Below are 18908 nucleotides of genomic sequence, written 5' to 3'. Positions count from 1 at the left end.
AGGGTGTGATGGTGCAGCGCGTGGACAGAGCCGAGCGCGTCTGGATGTTTAAGTGGCTCACGCCCCTCTACACGGTCCTGGCCCTGACGACCTGGTGGGCGTGGCTGCGTCGAGGCGAGTGGGAGTGGCTTGCGATGGCCATCGTGATCACGCTCGTAGCGGCGTTCGGGTGGTGGTTGCTGTGGTGGGCGCGCCGACGCGACTGACGTCACGACGAAGAGTCAGCCAACCGCATCGCGGCCGGGGTCATTCGGAGGTTCCACCTGCCCGGGTGTTGCCGAGCCCCCGGGTCGTCCCGGAGCGTTGGGCCGGGCTTAAGGACGTTCGAGCCTCAGGACTGCACCTGGACCTCTGCGGGAACGGCGCCCTCCACCTCGATCGTCGCAGTCCCCTCCTGGGCACCCGGTGGCACGGTGATGACCTGCGTCAGCACGCCGGCCTCATTCGCGTCGCCCGACCCGAGATCGACCGTCGTCGCACCCTGGACCCACGTCACGGTGAGGTCGCGCCGCGGCATCTGCGTGTTTGAACGGCCGTCGTCATCGCAGTCATCGAAGAGGTCGCGCGTGGTGATCGTGACCGCTTCCCCGGGACTCACGACCTGAGCCGACGCGGCGGTCGCCGGCTCTGCGCACGCGGCACTGCCGGCGCCGCCGGTCTTCACGCCGGCGGATGCAGAGCAGCCGGTTGACGAGCCGGCGGCCACCAACCCGATCACGATGGCAACGACGATCGCGCGAGCACGCACTGTTTTCCCCCTCGGATCGAAGCGTGCGCCCAGTCTTGCGTAGTGCGCGCTAGTCGCGCCTGGTCGGCGCCGCGCCCGCTACGGCGGTGAGGCCGGTGAGGTAGTGGCTCCCTACTTGCGCATGTGTGATCGCGCGGAGCTTGTACCAGCGCGGGCGCTTCTGCCACGTCGCGTCCGGGCGGACCTCATGCAGGGCCAGCCAGCCGCGGTCGATCTCGACAAGCTGGCCGATCCAGAGCGCCGATCGCTCCCGTTCCTTCTGGATGCCGATCAGAGGTGACGTCGCTGCGAGTGTCCGGAGCATTCCCTTGGTCGAGTCGAGTTCGACCGCGCCGGGAGCAGTCGGCGGCCACTCTGGCTGGGTCCGCGAGACCCTGCCCTCGAACGATCGGTCTCGACGCACGCGGGCGATGTCGCGGATGCGGATGGCCACGAAGCCGTCGAAGTAGCCTCCGTCCATCGTTGCTGCGACGAGCACCCACTTGCGACCGAGCCCGACGACGAATCCGTCGACGCGGTCGGCCCGCTTCGGGCGTCGCTCGATACGCACGAGCGACTGAGTGCCGAACGACGCCTCGAGCTTGCGTCTCACCGTTGTCGGACTGGTCGTGTCGGGCATGGCGGTGACCTTAATGGCGGGCTGTCGACGTCCACGACTACTTTCGGATCGAAGTTTGAGTCTGCGCGCGTGGGCGTCGGGCGCGCGAGCTCGGGACCTTCTGTGCGCGACAGTCGGACCCGACCGGGCAGTCGCGCTCGCCGCTACGCGCCGCCAGCCTCACCATCGCGGCCCAGTCCGAGGACTGGAGCCGCGATGTCTCCCGATGGGCGCCTGCCGAGCTGGTCATGCGGCGGGCGGAACGACCACGACCTTGCCGTGGATCGCACCGGCGTCGGCCTGCTCGTGGATCGTGGGCAGTTCGCTCAGCGCCACCCGCTGCGCGACGGTGACATGGAGGTCGCCGCTGTCGACCAGCCCGACGAGCCCCGCGAGCACCTCCGCGTTGGGGTGGACGTAGATCGTGACCGCCCGGACGTTGCGCGCCCCGTCGCCGGGCGTCGTCACCATCGGGGTCGTCGACACGACTACGCCGCCGTCGCGGACCCACGGGACCAGAGCGGCGAACCCGTCGGCGGTGATCGGCGCGAGGTTGAGCAGCACGTCGACAGGCTCGGTGAGTGAGTCGAGCAGCGTGGTCGCCGTGTGGTCGACGATCTCGTCCGCGCCGGCGGCCGCGACGGCGTCCCGGCTGCGGGGGCTCGCGGTCGCGATGACGTAGGCGCCCGCGCGCTTGGCCAGCTGCACGGCGTAGCCGCCGACGGGTCCGCCGGCGCCGTTGATCACGATCCGCTGGCCGGCCGTGAGCTGGCCGGCCTCGAAGAGCGCCTGCGAGGCGGTGAGCGCGACCGAGGGCAGCGCGGCGGCGTCAGCGAGCGGGATGCTCGTCGGGGCCGCCACCACGGCGTCCGCCGGGGCGACGACGTACTGGGCCGCGGAGCCGTCGGCCGTCATGGGCAGGAAGCCGACGACGTGCTCGCCGACCGTCCGGGCGCTCACGCCCTCGCCGACGGCGTCGATCGTGCCAGACACGTCGTAGCCCGGGGTGTGGGGCAGCGTGATGGGGATCGGCAGGAAGCCGCCGCGGATGCCGCCGTCGGCTGGGTTGAAAGCCGAGCCGGCGACTCGGATGCGGACCTCGCCCGAGCCGGGAGTCGGCTGGTTGACGTCCTCGTACCGCAGGACCTCGGAGCTGCCGGTCTGGTGGAAGCGGATGGCCTTCATGGTGTCTCTCCTTCGGTGACGGTGCTTCGGATTCGAAGCAACTGCGATGAAACGTAACAGTGCTTCAAATGTGAAGCAAGTGCTTCGAGTTAGAAGCACCGCTAGGATCGCCGCATGACCTCGTCGCCTCGTCCGCTGGACGCCACGCAGCTCGGCGCGTACTTCGCTCTCATCGAGGCGAGCAGCCTGCTCAAGCACGCCGTCGAGCAGCAGCTGCGTGAGGCGGGGGACCTCAGCTACGTGCAGTTCCAGCTCCTGGCCACGCTCGGCGACTCCGATACGGGCAGCCGGCGGATGACCGACCTGGCGGACGGCGTCGTCTACAGCCGCAGCGGCCTGACCTACCAGGCGCAGACGCTCGAGAGCCGCGGGCTCGTCACGCGCACGCCGTCCGCGGACGACGAGCGCAGCGTCACCGTCACCATCACCGCGGAGGGCAGCGCCGTCCTCGCGGCGGTCTTCCCGGGGCACGTCGGCCTGCTCGACCACCTGCTGTTCGCCGCGCTGTCCCGCGCCGACATCGAGGCGCTCGCCGACGTCCTCGGACGCGCACGCGACCACATGCGCCAGAACCCACCCCGGTCGGCAGCGCCGCGGCGCCGGAAGAAGGCGGACCCCGCTGGCTAGACCGATCGGGTCCGTCTCGACACGAGCGGGCGCGGAACACGCCTCGCGACGGGGTGCTGCGGTAGGTTGACGCTAGTTCCGGTCACCCCACGCATCGACTGCACGGGTCTTGTCGGGAGCCGCAGACCCGCAGGTCGCCACCGATCGTCGTCGGACCATCGAGCCCCTGCGAGCTGACTGCGGCGTAGGACCCGGTCGTGGCCGGAGGGATGACGCACGTCATCGGCAGCTCGGGCATGGGCCCGAGGTCAGTGCACGCGAGCACGCTGCCGCGATGACGCAGCGCGCTGTGCCGCGGTCGCGGTGCGGGTGGTGAAGGAGGAGAAGTGGCACGAGCAGGCCAGCGCGGTTCCGGTCGCGCGCGCACGGACGCCGGGGCCGGCCAGCGCCGCCGCACCCCCGCGCGCCCGAGCGAGCAGGGGATCATCCCGGTCCTCGCCGAGATCGCGCGTGACGTCGACAACGCCGTGCGTCGTCCGCCCACTCGCCCCGCGGTCCGCACGCAGTTCCAGGTCGTCGCCCTGATCGTCCGCGAGGAGCGAGCGCGCGTCATGGCCGACACCACCCTGACGTCGGCCAAGCGCACCGAGCAGCTCAAGCGTCTCGACGGCGTCGCGACGCAGCTGGCCAAGACCGCCGCCCGCGACACCTCGCTGCTCGAGCTGCTGGCCGACGACGCCCGCGTCTCCGAGGCCGCGCGCACCTACAAGGCGACCGTCATGCGTGCCGGCGGGCTCGAGCCGCCGGAGGAGCCCGAGCCCGTGGCGCCTGTCGTCCGGGCGGTCGAGACTGCGCCGCGCGTCATCCCGCAGTCGGTCATCTCGCGCCAGCTGTCGAACCCGTTCCTCGCCCCCGATTACGAGGCGGCCGCGGAGCGGATCGCCGCGCGGCCTCGTCGGCTGGCCGGTTGGGAGCTGCTCGAGCCGCTGTTCCGGTCGTTCGAGTACGCCGCGACCGGGTCGCCCGCGTGCATGGAGCTGCCCGAGCCGCGGAGCGTACGCGCCCCCTTGGGGCGCGAGCTCATGCACCACCAGGCCCAGGTCGTCGAGGCCGCCGCGCGCGGTCACCGCACCTTCCTGCTGGCCGACGAGCCCGGCCTCGGCAAGACTGCCCAGGCGCTGCTCGCCGCGCAGGCGGCCGACGCGTTCCCGTTGCTCGTCGTCGTGCCGAACGTCGTCAAGACGAACTGGGCGCACGAGGTCGGGCTGTGGACGCCGTCGCGTCGCTCGACCGTGGTGCACGGCGACGGCGACCAGGTCGACGCGTTCGCCGACGTCGTGATCGTCAACTACGAGCTCCTCGACCGGCACGTCAGCTGGCTGGGCGACCTCGGGTTCCGCGGGATGGTCGTCGACGAGGCGCACTTCATCAAGAACAAGACGTCGCAGCGCTCGCAGCACGTGCTGTCGCTGTCCGAGCGGATCCGCGCTCGCACCGCGAAGCCGCTGCTCATGGCGCTGACCGGGACGCCCCTGATCAACGACATCGAGGACTTCCGGGCGATCTGGCAGTTCCTAGGCTGGATCGACGACAAGGTGCCGCTGGGTCAGCTGCAGATCGCGCTCGAGGAGAGCGGGCTCACCCCCGCCGACCCCGGCTTCTACGCAGCCGCGCGGGCCGCCGTGATCGACATGGGCATCGTGCGTCGCCGCAAGATCGACGTGGTCGCGGACATCCCCGCCCGCCGGGTCGCTGACCTGCCCGTCGAGCTCGACGGCGCCGTCGGCCGCTCGATCCGTGCGGCCGAGGCCGCACTCGCCGCTCGACTCGTCGCGCGCTACCACTCGGCGGTGGAGTTCCTCACCGGCGACGCAGCCGTGGTCGGCATCGACCCCGACCTCGTGCGCCGCGTCGCGGCGGCCGAGCTCAAGGACTCGAGCTCGAAGGCCAAGGGCGAGAACGTCTTCACGATGGTGCGCCGCATCGGCCAGGCCAAGGCCGGGCTCGCGGCCGACTACGCCGCGCAGCTCGCGCGCAACGTCGGCAAGGTCGTGTTCTTCGCCAAGCACATCGACGTCCTGGACCAGGCGGAGCAGACCTTCGCCGACCGCGGCATCCGCTACGCCTCGATCCGCGGGGACCAGACGACGAGGGTGCGCGACAAGAACGTCGCGGCGTTCGTCGACGACCCCGAGGTCTCTATCGCGGTCTGCTCGCTCATGGCCGCCGGGGTTGGGCTCAACCTGCAGGTCGCGTCCAACCTGGTGCTCGCCGAGCTGTCCTGGACCGACGCCGAGCAGACCCAGGCCATCGACCGCATCCACCGCATCGGCCAGGACGAGCCGGTCACCGCGTGGCGCATCATCGCCGCGCAGACGATCGACGCGAAGATCGCCGAGCTGATCGACAGCAAGTCGGCGCTCGCCGCGCGGGCGCTCGATGGGATCGGCGACGAGGACGCGGAGTCGACGGACGTGCAGCTGGAGGCGCTGGTCGGGGTGCTGACCGACGCACTGGCCGCCGAGGGCGTCGCCTGACGAGGCCTGGTGTGCGCGGTGCCGCCTACCAGCTGGCGGCGGGGAGCGGATTCATCCCGCAGGCCCACCAGTGCGGTTCGAGGGGGAGCGGCTCGGTGCACGGCTCGCCGAACATGTCCCAGCCCGTCGGGGGCTCACCGCTAGCGGTGTAGAAGTACCCGCCGGCGTCGTCGGGAATCCCGAACCACTGCGGGAAGAACACGGTGCCATCTCGCGTGAGGGTCGTCCCGGACTCGGACAGCGCCGCCAGGTGCGCCGGGAGCCGCGTGCCGAGGTAGGAGTCTGCGTCGACCTGGTCGACCCGCTGGGCGGCCGCCTCGACGAGGTCGGCGCGCATCACCTCGAACGTCGCGCGCGGCCCGTACCAGGGCGGCCCAGAGAGGGCGCAGAGTGCGACGAACGCGCTCACGAGGCAGGCGACGACGGCCCACCCGCGCGACGCCAGCCGTGCGACGAGCCACACGGTGAGAACTGCTCCGACGAGTGCGGCGACCGCACGGACCGCGCCGAGCGGACCGCGAAGGTGCGTGAGGACCGAGAGGTCGGCTGGCAGGGCGTGGCGCACCGCGAGGCTCCACGACCAGTGCGCGCTCCACGCGAGCGCCCACGCGGATGCGGCGGCGACCGCCGCGAGCACGCTCCAGGCTCGGCGAGCGTGTGCGGCGTCCATCGCACGGACGGTAGCGACGCGTCGGGCTACGCGTGCGCGGCTTCACACGGCGCACCCCAAGCCTTCGTCGGACGTGCTCACGTGGCCCGTGCGGCGTGGCCGAGAAAGACGAAGGGTGGTGGTGCCCGCCGCATCCGCGGCAGGCACCACCACCCCGTCGATCAGCTGAGAGCTACTTCTTCACCTCGATCTTCACCGTCGTCGCGCTCGCCGCGGCGTAGGTGGTCGACCCCACGTACTTCACGGTCACCTTCCACGTGCCCTTCGGCAGCTTCGGCAGCGTGAACGTCGCCTTGCCGGACTTCAGCGTGAAGGTCTCCGTCGCCTTCAGGCTGCCGCTCGACAGGGTCACCTTGACCTTGCCGGTCGCCGTCGCCAGGCCCTTGGGGACCGTGACGGTGACCGTGGCCTTGCCGCCCTTCTTGGTGGTCGGCGCCTTGGTCACCTTGGTGACGACCTTGGAGACCTTGCCCTGGGTGACCTTGAGCTTGGCGGTCGCCGTCGTGCTGGTGACCGTGCTGGTGCCGGCGTAGGTCGCCTTGAGCGCGTAGGACTTCACCGCGAGCGAGGCAGGCAGGGTGATGACGGCCTGGCCAGTGCTCGAGAGCGTGGCCGTGCGGGCCGAGCCGGCGCCCGTGAGCGTGACCTTGCCCGTGGCGGCCTTGCCGCGCGAGTCGACGACCTTGACCGTGACCTTCACGGACTTGCCGTACGTGCTGCTCGTGACCGCCGTGATGCTGGCCTTGGCGGTCAGCGGCTTGACGGCCAGGGTGAGCGGGGCCGTGGCCGACGCCGCGAAGGTGTCGTTCCCGGCGTAGCTCGCCTTGAGCGCGTACGACTTCACCGCGAGGGTGGCCGGGAGGGTGACGACGGCCTGGCCGGTGCCCGAGAGGGTCGCGGTCAGCGCCGCGCCCGCGCCCGTCAGGGTGACGGTGCCGGTGACCGGGTCGCCCGAGGCGGCGGTGACCTTGACGGTGGCCTTGACGGCCGTGCCGTACGAGGCCGTCGTGGCGGCGGACAGGGTCGCCGTGGTGGCCACCTTCTTCACCGTCAGGGTGACGGGCTCCGAGACCGACGAGGCGTAGACGCCGTCGCCCTCGTAGGCGGCCGTGACCGTGTACGTGCCGGCCGGGACCGTGGCGGGGACGGTCAGCGCCGCGGTGCCGTCCGCGATCGCCGAGGTGATGGCGTCGCCTGGCAGGCCCAGGAGCGAGACCGTGCCGGTCGCGCCCGCGGTCACCGTCGCGGTGTAGTCCACGGCGGTGCCGACCGTCGTGGACGGCGTGCCGCCCGCGAGGGTCACGGACGACTGCTTGCCGACCTTGAGGTCGGTGGTCGACGACGTGATCGAGTAGCCGCGGCCGAGGTACTTGACCTTCCACACGTCACCGATCTGGTCCGACGTGAAGGCCGGGAGCGTGATCGAGACGGGCGAGCCGGCCCGGTTGAGCGCGACCGGGGCGCCGACCTGGTGGCCGTCCTGGTCGAGCACGATCACGGAGCCGGCCGGGCTGCCCGTGCCGGTGTTGCGCGGAAGGTTGACCGCGTTCCCGTTGAACGTGACGAACGGCGCGTAGCCGGACGCCGTGACGTCGATGCTGAGCGTCGGCGTGGTGCCCGGGACCAGGTCGGTCGACGAGGAATCGCCGACCGTCACGGCCGTGCTGCTCTTGTAGTGCGTGGAGCCGAGCGAGCCGAGGACGTCGGCGTAGGCGTCGAGCGCCTCCGAGGCGAAGTCACGCGCGTTCGTGAGGCGGTCGCTGCCCGCGGCGAGGCTGCCGTTGAGCGTGGTCTCCGGCGTGTTGGGCCAGTCGTGCCCGGCGACGTACCAGTACTCGGTCATGTATTCGGTGTACGTGCCGTTGTCGTTGATGCGGATCGCCTGGTCGACGACCGGAGCGGCGTTGCCGAGCGCGTCCTTGTGGTTCTGGTTGTACGTGACGAGCGCGGGGACCTGGAGGCGGCGGGCCGTCTGCAGCGTCTGGGTGGTGTCGCCGCCCGGGTAGTACTGGTTCGGGCTCGCGCCCGGCTCGCCGGCCTTGGCGTACTCGGCGACGGCGTTCGGCAGGTAGGTGTTGACCAGGTCGCCGTACAGGTGGCCCGGAGCCAGCAACTTGCCGTCCGGTGCGAACCTCGGGGCGCCCGAGGTGCGGATGTGGTCGTAGTTGGTGCCGCCGTTGCTCGTCGAGAAGAGCGAGAAGTCCAGGTTGTAGACCGTCTTCACGCCGCTGGCCTGCGCGTCGGCGTTGATGTGCGCGATGACCGCGCGGGTGTTGTGGCACCACGTGCCGCCGAACAGCAGCGGGACGTCGGCGTTGGCGTAGCGCGGGTTCGACAGCAGGTCGATGGTCTCGGGGTACGAGAGCTGCTGGACGCGCCAGCCCTCGGCGTTGTCCGAGTCGGCCAGGATGTTGCCGCCGTACTTCGTCGCGTCGGTGTACGACGACGTGTGGCGACGGTTGACCTCGTCCTTGTAGAACTCGAACTGCGTGTTGACGCTCAGGTCGGGCTCGGTGACCGTGCCGCCGTCGAGCAGGACCTGCTTGACCGTGGCCTCGTACGCCGCGCGCTCGTCCGGGGTGTCGAGGTCGGCTGCGGTCTTCGTCTCGGACAGCGAGGACACGACGCGGTCGTCCTTGCCGTCGGCGTCCTTCGCGTCCTTGTCGAGGACGACGAGGTACGGGCTGGTGACCTTGCCGGCCTCGGACCGGACGAACTCCGGTGCCGGGCTGTTGCCGTTGATCAGGTTGAGGAGCGTGCCCCCGGTGGTCGGCGTCGTGGCGTCCTCCGCCTTCCAGTAGGCAAGTCCGTCGCCACCCAGCTGCGTCGCGAGCTCGGTCCAGTCGAAGACGTTGAGGCTGTTGCCGTCGATGCGCGGGTTGAAGACGTAGATCTTCTTCACGCCGATGCTCTTCGCGGCGGCGTTGATCGAGCCGATCTCGGCCTGCGTGCTCGCGTCCTTCGGGTCACCGATCAGCACGGCGTACTTGCCGGCCTTGAAGCGCAGCAGGTACTTCAGGCGCTCGATCGTGATCGTCTCGAACACGTGCTCGCCGCGCTGCGAGGCGAGCGCGGGGAACACGTCGGCGAGGTAGTCGAAGTCGACGCTCGAGGTGATGGCGGGGGTCGACGGGTCGGCGCTGGCGCCGGGTGCGGTCAGCGTGACGACGGGTGCGGTCGCCAGGGCGGCGACCACGATCCCGGCGATCCTGCGCCGCAGAGGGGAGCTGGACATGAGTGCAGTCATCACTTTCTCTCGCCCCGTGCGGGGCGAGGGGGTGGGGGTGGCTGTGGCGCGAACTAGCGGGCGGAGCTGGTCTCGGGTGCCCGCAGGGCCTCCGAGACGGGACGAGCGGGGGACGCGATCGAGGTCCCGGCGAGGAACGCCGGGATGCTGGGGGTGCCGAGCTGCAGCGGGGGCAGGACGGCGGTCGGGGCGGGTGCGGCAACCACGGCCGCGGGGACCGCGGGGGCCGACGAGACGGCGCGGCGTGAGCCGCCGCGCGCGTAGTGCGTGACCAGGAGCAGCACACCGGCCGCGGCGAGGGCGATGAGGATGATGAGTCCCGTCAGCGGCGGGACGGTCTCGGCCGGCTCGGCGGCCGCGGCGGGCTCCTCGGCCGCGACCGGCGCGACGGGAGCCGCGGCGACGACCGTCACCGGGCTCTGCGAGATGACCGTGCCCTGGTGCGCGACGACGAAGTTGTGCGCGCCCTCGGGAGCGTCGGCCGGGACCACGACGTCGGTGCTGAAGGCACCCGCGGCATCGGTCGTGACTGTGGTGAGCAGCACCGGGTCGGAGTGGAGCTCGACGTCGAGGGCGGCGTTCGGGGCGTAGCCGGAGCCGGCGAGCGTGACCGTCGCACCCGGGGAGACGTCGCCCGTCCAGGTGAGCGTGCCGACCACGGACTCGACCGGCGTGCCGAGGATGACGGCCTCGGACGGCGTGGAGGCGGCGGACTCGCCGACCGTGTTCACCGCGCGGACCGCGGCGCGGTAGCTGCCGTCGGGCAGGTCGGTGAACGTGTACGTGGTGGTGTCGGCGTCGACCTCGGCGCGGTTGTCGCCGCTGAGCTGGACGACGTAGCCCGTCACGCTGTCGAGGTCGACGTCAGCCGACGGCTTCCACGTGACGACGATCGTCGAGCCGTCGACCGTGAGGGTCGGGGTGCCCGGCGCGGTGGGGGCGCCCGCGGCGACCTCCTCGTCGGGGTCGATCCCGAGGTCCTCGTTCGGGGTGACCGGCGTCTTGACCGGCGTCTTTGTGCCGGGCGTGGGCGTGGTGCCCGTCGTCTTCGTGTCGGTCGGGATCGAGAGGCCGGGCGTCGGTGCCTTCGTCGACGTGCTCGTGGGCTTCTTCGTGGGCGTCGTCGTCGGAGCCTTGGTGGGCTTCGGCGTCTTGACCGGCGTCGGGGCCTTCGTCGGGCTCGGCGACTTGGTGGGCTGGGACGTCGTGATGTTGTAGTCCGACGGGAGGTCGTCCTCGTAGAGCACGTCGCCCGGGTCGCCCTGCCAGATGCCGGTGCTGGCGCTGCTCTGCACGATCCGGCCCTTGTACTTCGGGTTGTTCCCGTCGTACTCGTGGCAGGTGGGGATCGGCTGGCAGAACTTGTCCTCGGCCAGGCTCGTGAGAGCGGCGCCCATGTCGTCCTGGAGGCACGGCTGGTCGTCGCCGCCGTCGACCCAGGCGACGGTCGCGGCCTGTGCCTGGCTCGCCTGGGCGATCGGCAGGCCGACGGTGAGCACGCCGACGACGCCGAACGCGGCGGCCAGGCGGACGCTGCGGGTGAGGTGGGGGAGAAGGTTCACGATGAGTGGCTTTCTGGGGAGGAGACGTGCGGTCGGTCAGCGGGCGCCGACGCGCTCGCGCGGGCTGGGTTCGATGGCGCAGGCGCCGACCGGGAGCGAGCCCCACAGGGCGTCGTCGTCGGGCTGCGCCGCATCGGCGGGAGTGGGCTCGTCGTCCGGGGCCGTGAGCGCGAGCGTCGTGACGTCGGCGTCCGGTGCGTCGAAGATCGCGTCGTCGAGGCGGCCCTCCTTGCGCGCGACGATGGTCGCGGCGACGGCGGCCGAGGTGACGTTGTTCGTCGTGCGGGCCATGTCCGCCAGCGCGCTGATCGGCAGCGTGAGGATGACGACCTCGAGCGGCAGGCCTGCCGCGGCGAGCACGGTGGTCGCGGTGACCGTCGCCGTGCCGGGGACGCCCGCGGTGCCGATCGAGACGAGCAGGCCGAGGATGACGAGCACCGCGTAGTCGCTCAGGCCGTAGGGGATGCCGAGCGCGTTGACCGCGTAGACCGCCAGCAGGATCGGCCAGATCCCGGCGCAGCCGGGCATCCCGATCGTCGTGCCGAGCGGTGCCGTGAAGCCCGCGATCTCGGACGGGACGCCGACCCGGCTGCGCAGGAGGCTCGTCGTCAGGGGGAGCGTGCCGGCGCTGCTCTGCGTGCTGAACGCCGTGACCTGCGCGGGCAGGATCTTGCGGAAGAACGCGACCGGGCTGACGTTGGCCGAGGTCCGCAGGAACACGCCGTTGACGAGGTAGGTGTGCGCGAAGCACACGACGAACGCCACGACGAGCAGCGTGAACAGCGGCCACAGCTGGCTCGTGTCGGCCGAGACCGTCGAGGTGAACGCCGCCGTGAGCGCGAGCACCGCGTACGGGGTGAGGCTGATGACGAAGCCGACGGCGCGGTAGATGATCTCGCGCACGGCCTCGACGAGCGCCTTGAACGGCGCGACCTTCTGCGGGGCCTTGTCCGCGATGACCGAGCACGAGACAGCCACGAGGATGCTCACGAGGATGATCGGGATGATGTTGTTCTCGGAGATGTCCTTGACGATGTTCGTCGGGAAGAACCCGATGAGCACGTCCGTGAACGGCTTCTGGATGGAGTCGAGCGACCGCGTGTCCACGTCGGTGGCGAGGTTCGCCCCCTTGCCGAGGCCGACGAGCAGGGCCGTGCCGAGGGCGAGGAAGATCGCGACGAGGTTGAGGCTGAGCAGCCAGTAGACCGACCGCCCGCCGATCGTCTTGAGCTGCGCCGTCGAGCCGAGCGAGGTGATGCTCGACAGGATCGAGACGATCACGAGCGGCGCGACGATCGTCAGCAGCAGGTTGACGTAGATGCGGCCGATCGGCTGGACGTACTCGACGTGGTTGCGGAAGACGACTCCGACCGCGGTGCCGAGGAACAGGCCGATGAACGTCAGCACGCTGAAGTTCACGCGCTTGCGTGCGAGGGCGAAGATGCCGGCGAACAGGCCGAAGGTGACAGCGAGTGCGGTCGCGTCCCAGAGGTTCATGGGGGTGCTCCGATCATGCGAGGGCCAACCCCGGGGCCGTCAACGGTCGGGGAGCTGCCCTCCGGGGGACTGAGGGATGTCGGGCGCGGGTGCAGAAGACCTCGCGCCGGAGAGACGACGTGCAGTCAGGCGGTGGTGCAGCGACATCGATTCGATCGGTGCGTACCTGCGGGCCTCACGTCGGTGCTCCTCGTGGTCTCCGTGCTTGTCCTCGTGCGGCGCACGACGACCTGGTCGTCACCCGGGGCACCCCGCCACGGACGGAGGGTTGCCGGTCTCCTAGCCGGGGCTTCTCGGAGACACTCGTGACCTGTATTTGTCGACCGCATCGGTCAACTTTTCGATCGAATTTCTACCGGTCGTCGCAGGTCAGGGTCAACATCGCTTAGGCAAAGCCCAGGATCTGAGACGACATTCACCCAAATGGCGGAATAGGGCTTACGAAAGTATGGGGTTGGCCGATGGGAGGTGCAGACCGTCCGCCTCGCCCCAGGAGCCCTCGATGTCCGCTCTCCGCCGCCTGCGCCTCGGCGCCCGCTTGCTCGTCCTGTGCACCGTCGCGATCCTCGCGCTCGTGGCGGTGGGCTCGGTCGGGCTGTGGTCGACGCAGCACCAGCGCGACCTGCTCGACGAGTACCAGGCGCTGCGTGCGGCGTCCGACGCCGCGCAGGAGCAGCGCTACCTCGACAACGACCTGTCGGGCTGGCAGGGCTGGGTGTTCATGGACGTGCTCAAGATCGGCCCCGATGCCGCCACGCAGCCGGACTCGGAGAACATGGCGGGCATGCTCGAGTCGCTGGGCCAGCTGAAGTCGACTCTCGCCGAGTTCGACACCCGTGCGCTCACCCCCGCGGAGCTCACGTCCGTGGAGGACCTGCGCACCGACGCCGCGGCGTACGAGGAGCAGACCGACCAGATGATCGAGCTCGTCGGCTCGGACAGCCCCACGGCGCTCGACGACGCGTACGCCCTGCTGCAGGGGCCGCTGTCGGACACGTGGGCGACGATGCTCGACCACACCCAGGCGCTCGCGGACAGCCTGTCCGCACGGTCCGACCAGGCGGCCGCCGACATGCGCGCGGCGTCCGACACCGCACGCCGGCTGATCGTCACGGTCGGACTCGTCGGGCTGCTGCTCGTGGGGCTCGCGGGCGTCGGCATCACGCGGTCCGTGACCCGTCCGCTCGCCTCGTGCGTAGCGGCGCTGCGCCGCGTTGCGGGCGGCGACCTCACGGTCCGGGTCGACGACGACAGTCGCGACGAGGTCGGCGACCTGTCCCGCGCCCTCGACGCGACGACGCTCGCGCTGCGGGCCACGCTCCAGGAGGTCGTCGCGTCGGCGCACGGCGTCGAGTCGGCGTCGGCCGACCTGTCGGCCACGAGCGAGGAGATGCGCGGCGGCGTCCAGACGACTGCGGACCACGCGACGAGCTCGGCGGCCGCGGCCACGCAGGTCGCCGCGAACGTGGGCGCCGTCGCCGCGGCCAACGAGCAGATGGGCCAGTCGAGCCGCGAGATCGCCGCATCAGCGACGGCCGCCGCGCAGGTCGTCGCGCGAGCCGTCGAGATCGCGGGCGGCGTTAGCGGAGCCGTGGGCAGCCTCGCGCGCTCGTCGGCCAAGATCAGCGAGGTCGTCGACCTCATCGCGCAGATCGCGGCGCAGACCAAGCTCCTCGCGCTCAACGCCCAGATCGAGGCGGCGCGCGCGGGCGAGGCGGGCAAGGGCTTCGCGGTCGTCGCCGAGGAGGTCAAGAGCCTCGCGGAGGAGGCCGAGCGCGCGGCGGCGGACATCTACCGCAGCATCGCGGCCGTCCAGGCAGACGCGAACGCGACCGAGGCCGGCATCGGCGAGGTCTCGACCGTGATCGCCCAGGCCAACGACTACCAGGCGACGATCGCCGCGGCCGTCGAGCAGCAGAGCGCGACGACCGCCGAGATGGGCCGCTCGCTCACCGACGCCGCGTCCGGCGCGGACAGCATCGCGCGCTCGGTCTCGACCGTCGCCCACACCGCGGGCGAGACGCGCACGAACGCGGACAAGACCGCTCAGGCGGCCGTCGACCTGCGCGGGACGGCCGAGCGACTGACCGCCGCGGTCGCGACGTTCTCGATGTAGTCGCTACTCGACGACCTTGACGTCCTTCCAGAACGCCACGTAGTTCGAGAAGTCCTTGCCCACGCGCTCGAACGAGCCCGGGTAGGGATCGGGGTAGCGCCAGGCGACGTCGGGCAGCGTCTCGTCGCCGACCGTCACGTTGAGGTACTGGCACACGCCCTTCCACGGGCAGGTGTACGGCGTGGGGCTCGTCGAGATGAGCTCGTCGTTGACGCTCGCGGGCGGGAAGTACCAGTTGCCCTCGATCTTGATCAGGTCGCTCTCGGGCGCCTCGGCGACGATCGTGTCGCCCACCACTGCCTTCATCGGGTCCTCCAGCCGGTTCGCGGTCCTGCCAGTGTTCACCTGCCCACGCGAGTCCGCACGGTGCCGTGGGACCGAGGGCCCCCGCCGCGGGCGGCCCCGGCGGACAGGCTGGGGCCATGCGTCGCACGCCGATCTACTACTACTCGTCGTCGAGCGCCCTGGTGCGCACGTTCGCCGAGAACCTGGACCGGCCCGTGCTCAACCTGGCCGACCGCGCCGTGCGGCAGTCGCAGGTCGACGGGCCGTGGGTGCTGCTGACGCCGAGCTACAAGACCGGCAACCCGAGCAACGACACCATCCCCGAGGGCGTCCGCCGGTTCCTGCGCGACGAGGTCAACCGGCGCGCGATGGTCGGGGTCATGGGGTCCGGCAACCGGAACTTCGGGACCCACTACCAGCTGGCGTGCCGCCAGATCGCGGCGAGGTCCGGGCGGCCCGTGCTGTTCGAGTTCGAGCTCGCGGGCACGCCGGAGGACGTCGCGGAGTGCCGGCAGATCATGGCCGATCTGGATGCGGCGCTCGATCGGGCGCACGCGAGCGTCGGATGAGGGGAGCGGGCAGCGTCTTCCTCGCGGGGCCCGCGTTCACGATTCCGACAAGTCAGGACATTCGTCCCGAGGGAAAGACCGTCAGGCGATCTAGTGTATTTCACATACCACCGACCACGGGAGATGCTTCGAGATGAGTGAAGGCGAGACGTTCAGCCCGGGCTTCGTCGCCCTGTCCGTGCCCGCCCTGGCCGCGACCGGTGCGTCATCGGCCTGGATCTGGGCCGCTGCGATCGGGGCCGCCGCCGTCATCGCCTGTCCGCATCCAGCCGGGAGCGCACCGTCCGCACGACGAGCGTCCAGCGCGACGAGCTCGATGCGCTGCGGGTCGTCGCGCTCGTGCCGGCGTACAACGAGGACGACGAGGCGCTCCGGCAGTGCCTGCAGTCGATGCTCACCCAGACGCGTCCGCTGGACGCCATCGCTGTCACGGACGACGGCTCGACCACGGGCAACTACGCGCAGGTGCGTGCCTGGTTCCTGCAGGAGTGCGCAGCACGCGGTGTCACCGGCCACTGGGAGCGGACCGCTAACGGCGGTAAGCGACACGCGCAGATCACGGGGGTGCGGCACGAGCTCGGCGCGGACGTCTTCCTGACCGTCGACTCCGACACCATCCTGGATCCCGACGCCGTCCGCCACGGGCTGCAGCCGTTCGCCGACGAACGCGTCCAGTCGGTGGCGGGCATCGTCCTGACCGCCAACTACGGTGCCAACCTGCTGACCCGCATGCAGGAGCTGTGGTTCACGACGCTGCAGATGGTCAACCGCGGCGCGCTGTCGAGCAAGGGTTCGGTCATGGTCAACTGCGGCGGCCTGGCGTTCTACCGGTCGGGCGTCATCCTGGACAACCTCGACACATACCTCGGCGAGACCTTGTTCGGCCGCCCGATGCACGCCTCCGACGACTCGCTGCTCACGTTGTGGGCCCTCCAGCGGGGCCGCGCGGTGCAGCAGTCGACGAGCTTCGCGTTCACCCTGATGCCGACCAAGTTCTCGCACCACCGCCGCCAGCAGCTGCGCTGGATGCGTGGGTCCACGGTCCGTTCCGCCTGGCGTTTCCGCCACCTGCCGCTGCGCTCGTTCGCGTACTGGTACCACCTGGCGAAGTGGGCCCAGTACGGCGCCGTCACGGTCACCGTCGGGGTGCTCGCCGCGACCGGCATGCTCTCGCACCCCGTCGTCCTCGTGTGGGGCGGCCTGGTGATGGTGGGCCTGCAGCTGCTCCTGAACCTCCCCTACCTGACTCTGCGTCGCAGCGACCAGAGCGTCGGCCAGCGGCTTGCTGTCTACGCCACGGCGCCACTCGTCGGCCTGTGGCAGATCACCGTCATGCGCGTGCTGCGCTGGTACGCGATGGGGACCTTCAGGAAGGTCGCCTCCGTGTGGGGCACCCGTGGCACGGTCGAGGTCGCCGCACTCGCCGCCTGAGGACCGGCGCCCGACATCTCAGGTCGGCTTCTCCACCCGGGTCAGCTTCTCCGGGTTGCGGACGATGTCGATCTCCGTCACCTGGCCGTCGGAGACGGTGATCGACACGACCGACAGGACGCCGTCGCCGGCGAGCACGACGAGGCCCGGGGCGCCGTTCACCTCGGCGACCCGGAGCCACTGCGGCGGCTTGCGCAGGAAGCCGAGCAGCACCTTCGCGACGAGGTCCGCCCCGCGGGTCGCGCCGCGGACGGTCGGGACCTTGCCGCCGCCGTCGCCGTGGAAGACGACGTCCGGGTCCAGCAGCGCGACGAGCCCCGGCAGGTCGCCCTCGCCGCACGCCGTCATGAACGCGGACAGCACGGACGAGTGCTCGGCGGGGGAGGACGTGAACCGCGGCCGGGCTGCCGCGACATCTCGTCGGGCGCGGGCTGCCAGCTGACGCACCGCCGCGGGCGAGCGGCCGACGACCTCCGCGACCTCGTCGAACGGGAGGCCGAACACGTCGTGCAGCACGAACGCCGCACGCTGCGGCGGGGAGAGTCGCTCGAGGACGACGAGCAGCGCCATGCTGACCGACTCGTCGAGCGTGACCCGGTCCGCGGGGTCGGCGGCGGGCTCGACCAGAGGCTCGGGCAGCCACGTGCCGACGTACGACTCGCGCCGCACCCGGGCGCTGCCGAGCACGTCGAGGGCGAGCCGGCCGACGACGCGCGTGAGCCAGGCCTGGAGGTTCTCGATCGTCGACTCGTCGACCCGGCGCAGCCGCAGCCAGGCGTCCTGCACGCAGTCCTCGGCCTCGGTCCACGAGCCCGTCGTGGCGTAGGCGAGGCGCAGGAGGCGGGGCCGCTCGGCCTCGAAGGCGTGCGCGAGGTCGTCGCCGGTCATCGCGCGGCGAGCCACTCGTGGAACGTCTGCCGGCCGCTCGCGTCCGGTGCCGCCGTGGTCAGGCCGCCTGCGCGGAGCGCGCGGCCGAGCTTGCCCGGGACTCGCAGCCGCAGCGGGACGGCCCACCTCGAGTCCTTGTCGCGCCACGCGCGGGTCAGATCGTCGAGCTGCTCGCGGCGCGGACCGGCGATCGAGGTGGTGGCCCCCGTCGGCGGTGCTTCGGCGACGTCGGCCATGAGCGCGGCGACCTCTGCCACGGCGACGGTCTGCACCGGGACCTTGAGCAGGGGCAGCACGTGCCTCCTCGTCGCTTGGCTGAGCAGGCTGTCGACGAACTCGTGGAACTGGGTGGCGCGCACGATGCTCCACGGCACCGGGCCGTCCTCGATCACGCGCTCCTGCTCGACCTTCACCCGGTAGTAGGGCATCGGCACGGCGTCGCACCCGACGATCGAGATGCCGACGTATTGGCCGACCCCCGCCGCGTGCGCGGCCTCGAGGAGGCGTCGGCAGCCGTCGACCAGCGTCTCGCGCGCCTTGGACTGAGAGTTCGAGGCGTCGACGACGACCTCGCAGCCGACCAGCGCATCGTCGAGTCCTGAGCCTGTCGTGAGGTCGACGGGGAACTCGCGGACGTGCCGCCCGAGCACCCGCACGTCGTGCCCGCGCGACTCCAGCTCGCGCACGACGAGCGACCCGAGCAGACCTGTCCCACCCACCACAGCGATTCTCATGACCACTAGACGATGCCAGACGCCGAGATGTGACATTGCTGCTCTCTGTGACGTGCCAGCGGTTTACCGTCGGTAAAGGACCTGCGCTCAGCCGGCGAGCGAAGTCGTCCACGCGCGGTGCTGGGTGGTCAACGCGTCGAGGATGCGGGTGGGTGAGCCGGTTGCCCGCTGCCACCCGTCGTCGTCGGTGCCGTCGGTGCCGTTCGTTGCGTTGCTCGGTGGTCCGGCTCGGGTCAAGGATCGGAGCCAGGCTGGTGGTCGGACTTCGGGGACG

At 71.0% G+C, this 18908-nt stretch carries 16 protein-coding genes and 1 riboswitch; of the genes, 6 read left to right on the top strand and 10 right to left on the bottom strand.

The window, feature by feature from the left end:
• The first annotated feature begins 20 nt into the window (after nt 1-20).
• Nucleotides 21-206 carry a DUF4175 domain-containing protein gene (locus D1825_RS09365; protein WP_138067552.1) on the top strand — a complete coding sequence of 62 codons (186 nt, stop codon included), beginning with the start codon at nt 21-23 and terminating at the stop codon, nt 204-206.
• Nucleotides 207-331: 125 nt separating this feature from the next.
• Here the strand turns inward: D1825_RS09365 and D1825_RS09360 are convergent, their stop codons facing one another.
• The 3 genes from D1825_RS09360 to D1825_RS09350 form a co-directional block, all read right to left on the bottom strand.
• Complete coding sequence (locus tag D1825_RS09360) at nt 332-748, bottom strand: hypothetical protein (protein WP_138067550.1); 417 nt, start codon at nt 746-748, stop codon at nt 332-334.
• Between the two features lie 49 nt (nt 749-797).
• Nucleotides 798-1367 (bottom strand): hypothetical protein, encoded by a 570-nt coding sequence (locus D1825_RS09355; protein ID WP_118767154.1) that lies wholly within the window; start codon nt 1365-1367, stop codon nt 798-800.
• A gap of 225 nt (nt 1368-1592) precedes the next feature.
• Nucleotides 1593-2531, bottom strand: coding sequence for an NADP-dependent oxidoreductase (locus D1825_RS09350; RefSeq protein ID WP_118767153.1), 939 nt, complete (start codon nt 2529-2531; stop codon nt 1593-1595).
• Between the two features lie 114 nt (nt 2532-2645).
• On the opposite strand from D1825_RS09350, the gene D1825_RS09345 reads away from it, so the two are divergent.
• On the top strand, nt 2646-3158 hold the full coding sequence (locus tag D1825_RS09345; RefSeq protein ID WP_118767152.1) for a MarR family winged helix-turn-helix transcriptional regulator: 513 nt from the start codon (nt 2646-2648) through the stop codon (nt 3156-3158).
• A gap of 326 nt (nt 3159-3484) precedes the next feature.
• Nucleotides 3485-5635, top strand: coding sequence for a DEAD/DEAH box helicase (locus tag D1825_RS09340; protein ID WP_118767151.1), 2151 nt, complete (start codon nt 3485-3487; stop codon nt 5633-5635).
• Nucleotides 5636-5660: 25 nt separating this feature from the next.
• On the opposite strand, the gene D1825_RS09335 is transcribed toward D1825_RS09340, so the two are convergent.
• The 4 genes from D1825_RS09335 to D1825_RS09320 form a co-directional block, all read right to left on the bottom strand.
• The gene (locus D1825_RS09335) at nt 5661-6305 is read right to left on the bottom strand and encodes a hypothetical protein (RefSeq protein ID WP_118767150.1); all 645 of its coding nucleotides are present in this window, start codon (nt 6303-6305) and stop codon (nt 5661-5663) included.
• Between the two features lie 172 nt (nt 6306-6477).
• Nucleotides 6478-8148 (bottom strand): Ig-like domain repeat protein, encoded by a 1671-nt coding sequence (locus D1825_RS18805; protein ID WP_407643317.1) that lies wholly within the window; start codon nt 8146-8148, stop codon nt 6478-6480.
• Between the two features lie 1457 nt (nt 8149-9605).
• Nucleotides 9606-11114, bottom strand: coding sequence for a fibronectin type III domain-containing protein (locus tag D1825_RS09325; protein WP_118767148.1), 1509 nt, complete (start codon nt 11112-11114; stop codon nt 9606-9608).
• 36 nt (nt 11115-11150) lie between these two features.
• The gene (locus tag D1825_RS09320) at nt 11151-12611 is read right to left on the bottom strand and encodes a dicarboxylate/amino acid:cation symporter (protein ID WP_118767147.1); all 1461 of its coding nucleotides are present in this window, start codon (nt 12609-12611) and stop codon (nt 11151-11153) included.
• 196 nt (nt 12612-12807) lie between these two features.
• A riboswitch (SAM riboswitch) is annotated at nt 12808-12922 on the bottom strand.
• Nucleotides 12923-13113: 191 nt separating this feature from the next.
• Between D1825_RS09320 and D1825_RS09315 the strand changes: the two genes are divergently transcribed.
• Complete coding sequence (locus D1825_RS09315; protein WP_158580710.1) at nt 13114-14727, top strand: methyl-accepting chemotaxis protein; 1614 nt, start codon at nt 13114-13116, stop codon at nt 14725-14727.
• Between the two features lie 3 nt (nt 14728-14730).
• Here the strand turns inward: D1825_RS09315 and D1825_RS09310 are convergent, their stop codons facing one another.
• Nucleotides 14731-15033: a DUF427 domain-containing protein gene (locus D1825_RS09310; RefSeq protein WP_118767145.1), complete on the bottom strand. Its 303-nt coding sequence runs from the start codon at nt 15031-15033 to the stop codon at nt 14731-14733.
• 116 nt (nt 15034-15149) lie between these two features.
• Between D1825_RS09310 and nrdI the strand changes: the two genes are divergently transcribed.
• Both nrdI and D1825_RS09300 read left to right on the top strand, forming a co-directional pair.
• Complete coding sequence (gene nrdI / locus D1825_RS09305; RefSeq protein WP_118767144.1) at nt 15150-15581, top strand: class Ib ribonucleoside-diphosphate reductase assembly flavoprotein NrdI; 432 nt, start codon at nt 15150-15152, stop codon at nt 15579-15581.
• A gap of 339 nt (nt 15582-15920) precedes the next feature.
• Entirely contained in the window at nt 15921-17012 is a 1092-nt protein-coding gene (locus D1825_RS09300; protein ID WP_158580709.1) for a glycosyltransferase family 2 protein, read from the top strand.
• A gap of 18 nt (nt 17013-17030) precedes the next feature.
• Here D1825_RS09300 and sigJ read toward each other — a convergent pair whose 3' ends face one another.
• Nucleotides 17031-17915: an RNA polymerase sigma factor SigJ gene (gene sigJ / locus D1825_RS09295; RefSeq protein ID WP_233549786.1), complete on the bottom strand. Its 885-nt coding sequence runs from the start codon at nt 17913-17915 to the stop codon at nt 17031-17033.
• Nucleotides 17897-18634, bottom strand: coding sequence for an SDR family oxidoreductase (locus D1825_RS09290; RefSeq protein ID WP_118767162.1), 738 nt, complete (start codon nt 18632-18634; stop codon nt 17897-17899). The genes sigJ and D1825_RS09290 overlap by 19 nt, the downstream gene beginning before the upstream one ends.
• Between the last annotated feature and the right edge of the window lie 274 nt (nt 18635-18908).

The organism is Cellulomonas rhizosphaerae, assembly GCF_003470205.1.
Taxonomy (GTDB): domain Bacteria; phylum Actinomycetota; class Actinomycetes; order Actinomycetales; family Cellulomonadaceae; genus Cellulomonas; species Cellulomonas rhizosphaerae.
This window is presented reverse-complemented; position numbering and strand designations above follow the sequence as displayed.

What these genes read in the sequence shown, in the direction of transcription:
- D1825_RS09290 (WP_118767162.1), bottom strand. Translation starts at nt 18,634, where the DNA reads ATGAGAATCGCTGTGGTGGGTGGGACAGGTCTGCTCGGGTCGCTCGTC.
- D1825_RS09320 (WP_118767147.1), bottom strand. Translation starts at nt 12,611, where the DNA reads ATGAACCTCTGGGACGCGACCGCACTCGCTGTCACCTTCGGCCTGTTC.
- D1825_RS09350 (WP_118767153.1), bottom strand. Translation starts at nt 2,531, where the DNA reads ATGAAGGCCATCCGCTTCCACCAGACCGGCAGCTCCGAGGTCCTGCGG.
- D1825_RS09345 (WP_118767152.1), top strand. Translation starts at nt 2,646, where the DNA reads ATGACCTCGTCGCCTCGTCCGCTGGACGCCACGCAGCTCGGCGCGTAC.
- D1825_RS09355 (WP_118767154.1), bottom strand. Translation starts at nt 1,367, where the DNA reads ATGCCCGACACGACCAGTCCGACAACGGTGAGACGCAAGCTCGAGGCG.
- nrdI (WP_118767144.1), top strand. Translation starts at nt 15,150, where the DNA reads ATGCGTCGCACGCCGATCTACTACTACTCGTCGTCGAGCGCCCTGGTG.
- D1825_RS09310 (WP_118767145.1), bottom strand. Translation starts at nt 15,033, where the DNA reads ATGAAGGCAGTGGTGGGCGACACGATCGTCGCCGAGGCGCCCGAGAGC.
- D1825_RS09315 (WP_158580710.1), top strand. Translation starts at nt 13,114, where the DNA reads ATGTCCGCTCTCCGCCGCCTGCGCCTCGGCGCCCGCTTGCTCGTCCTG.
- D1825_RS18805 (WP_407643317.1), bottom strand. Translation starts at nt 8,148, where the DNA reads ATGACCGAGTACTGGTACGTCGCCGGGCACGACTGGCCCAACACGCCG.
- D1825_RS09335 (WP_118767150.1), bottom strand. Translation starts at nt 6,305, where the DNA reads ATGGACGCCGCACACGCTCGCCGAGCCTGGAGCGTGCTCGCGGCGGTC.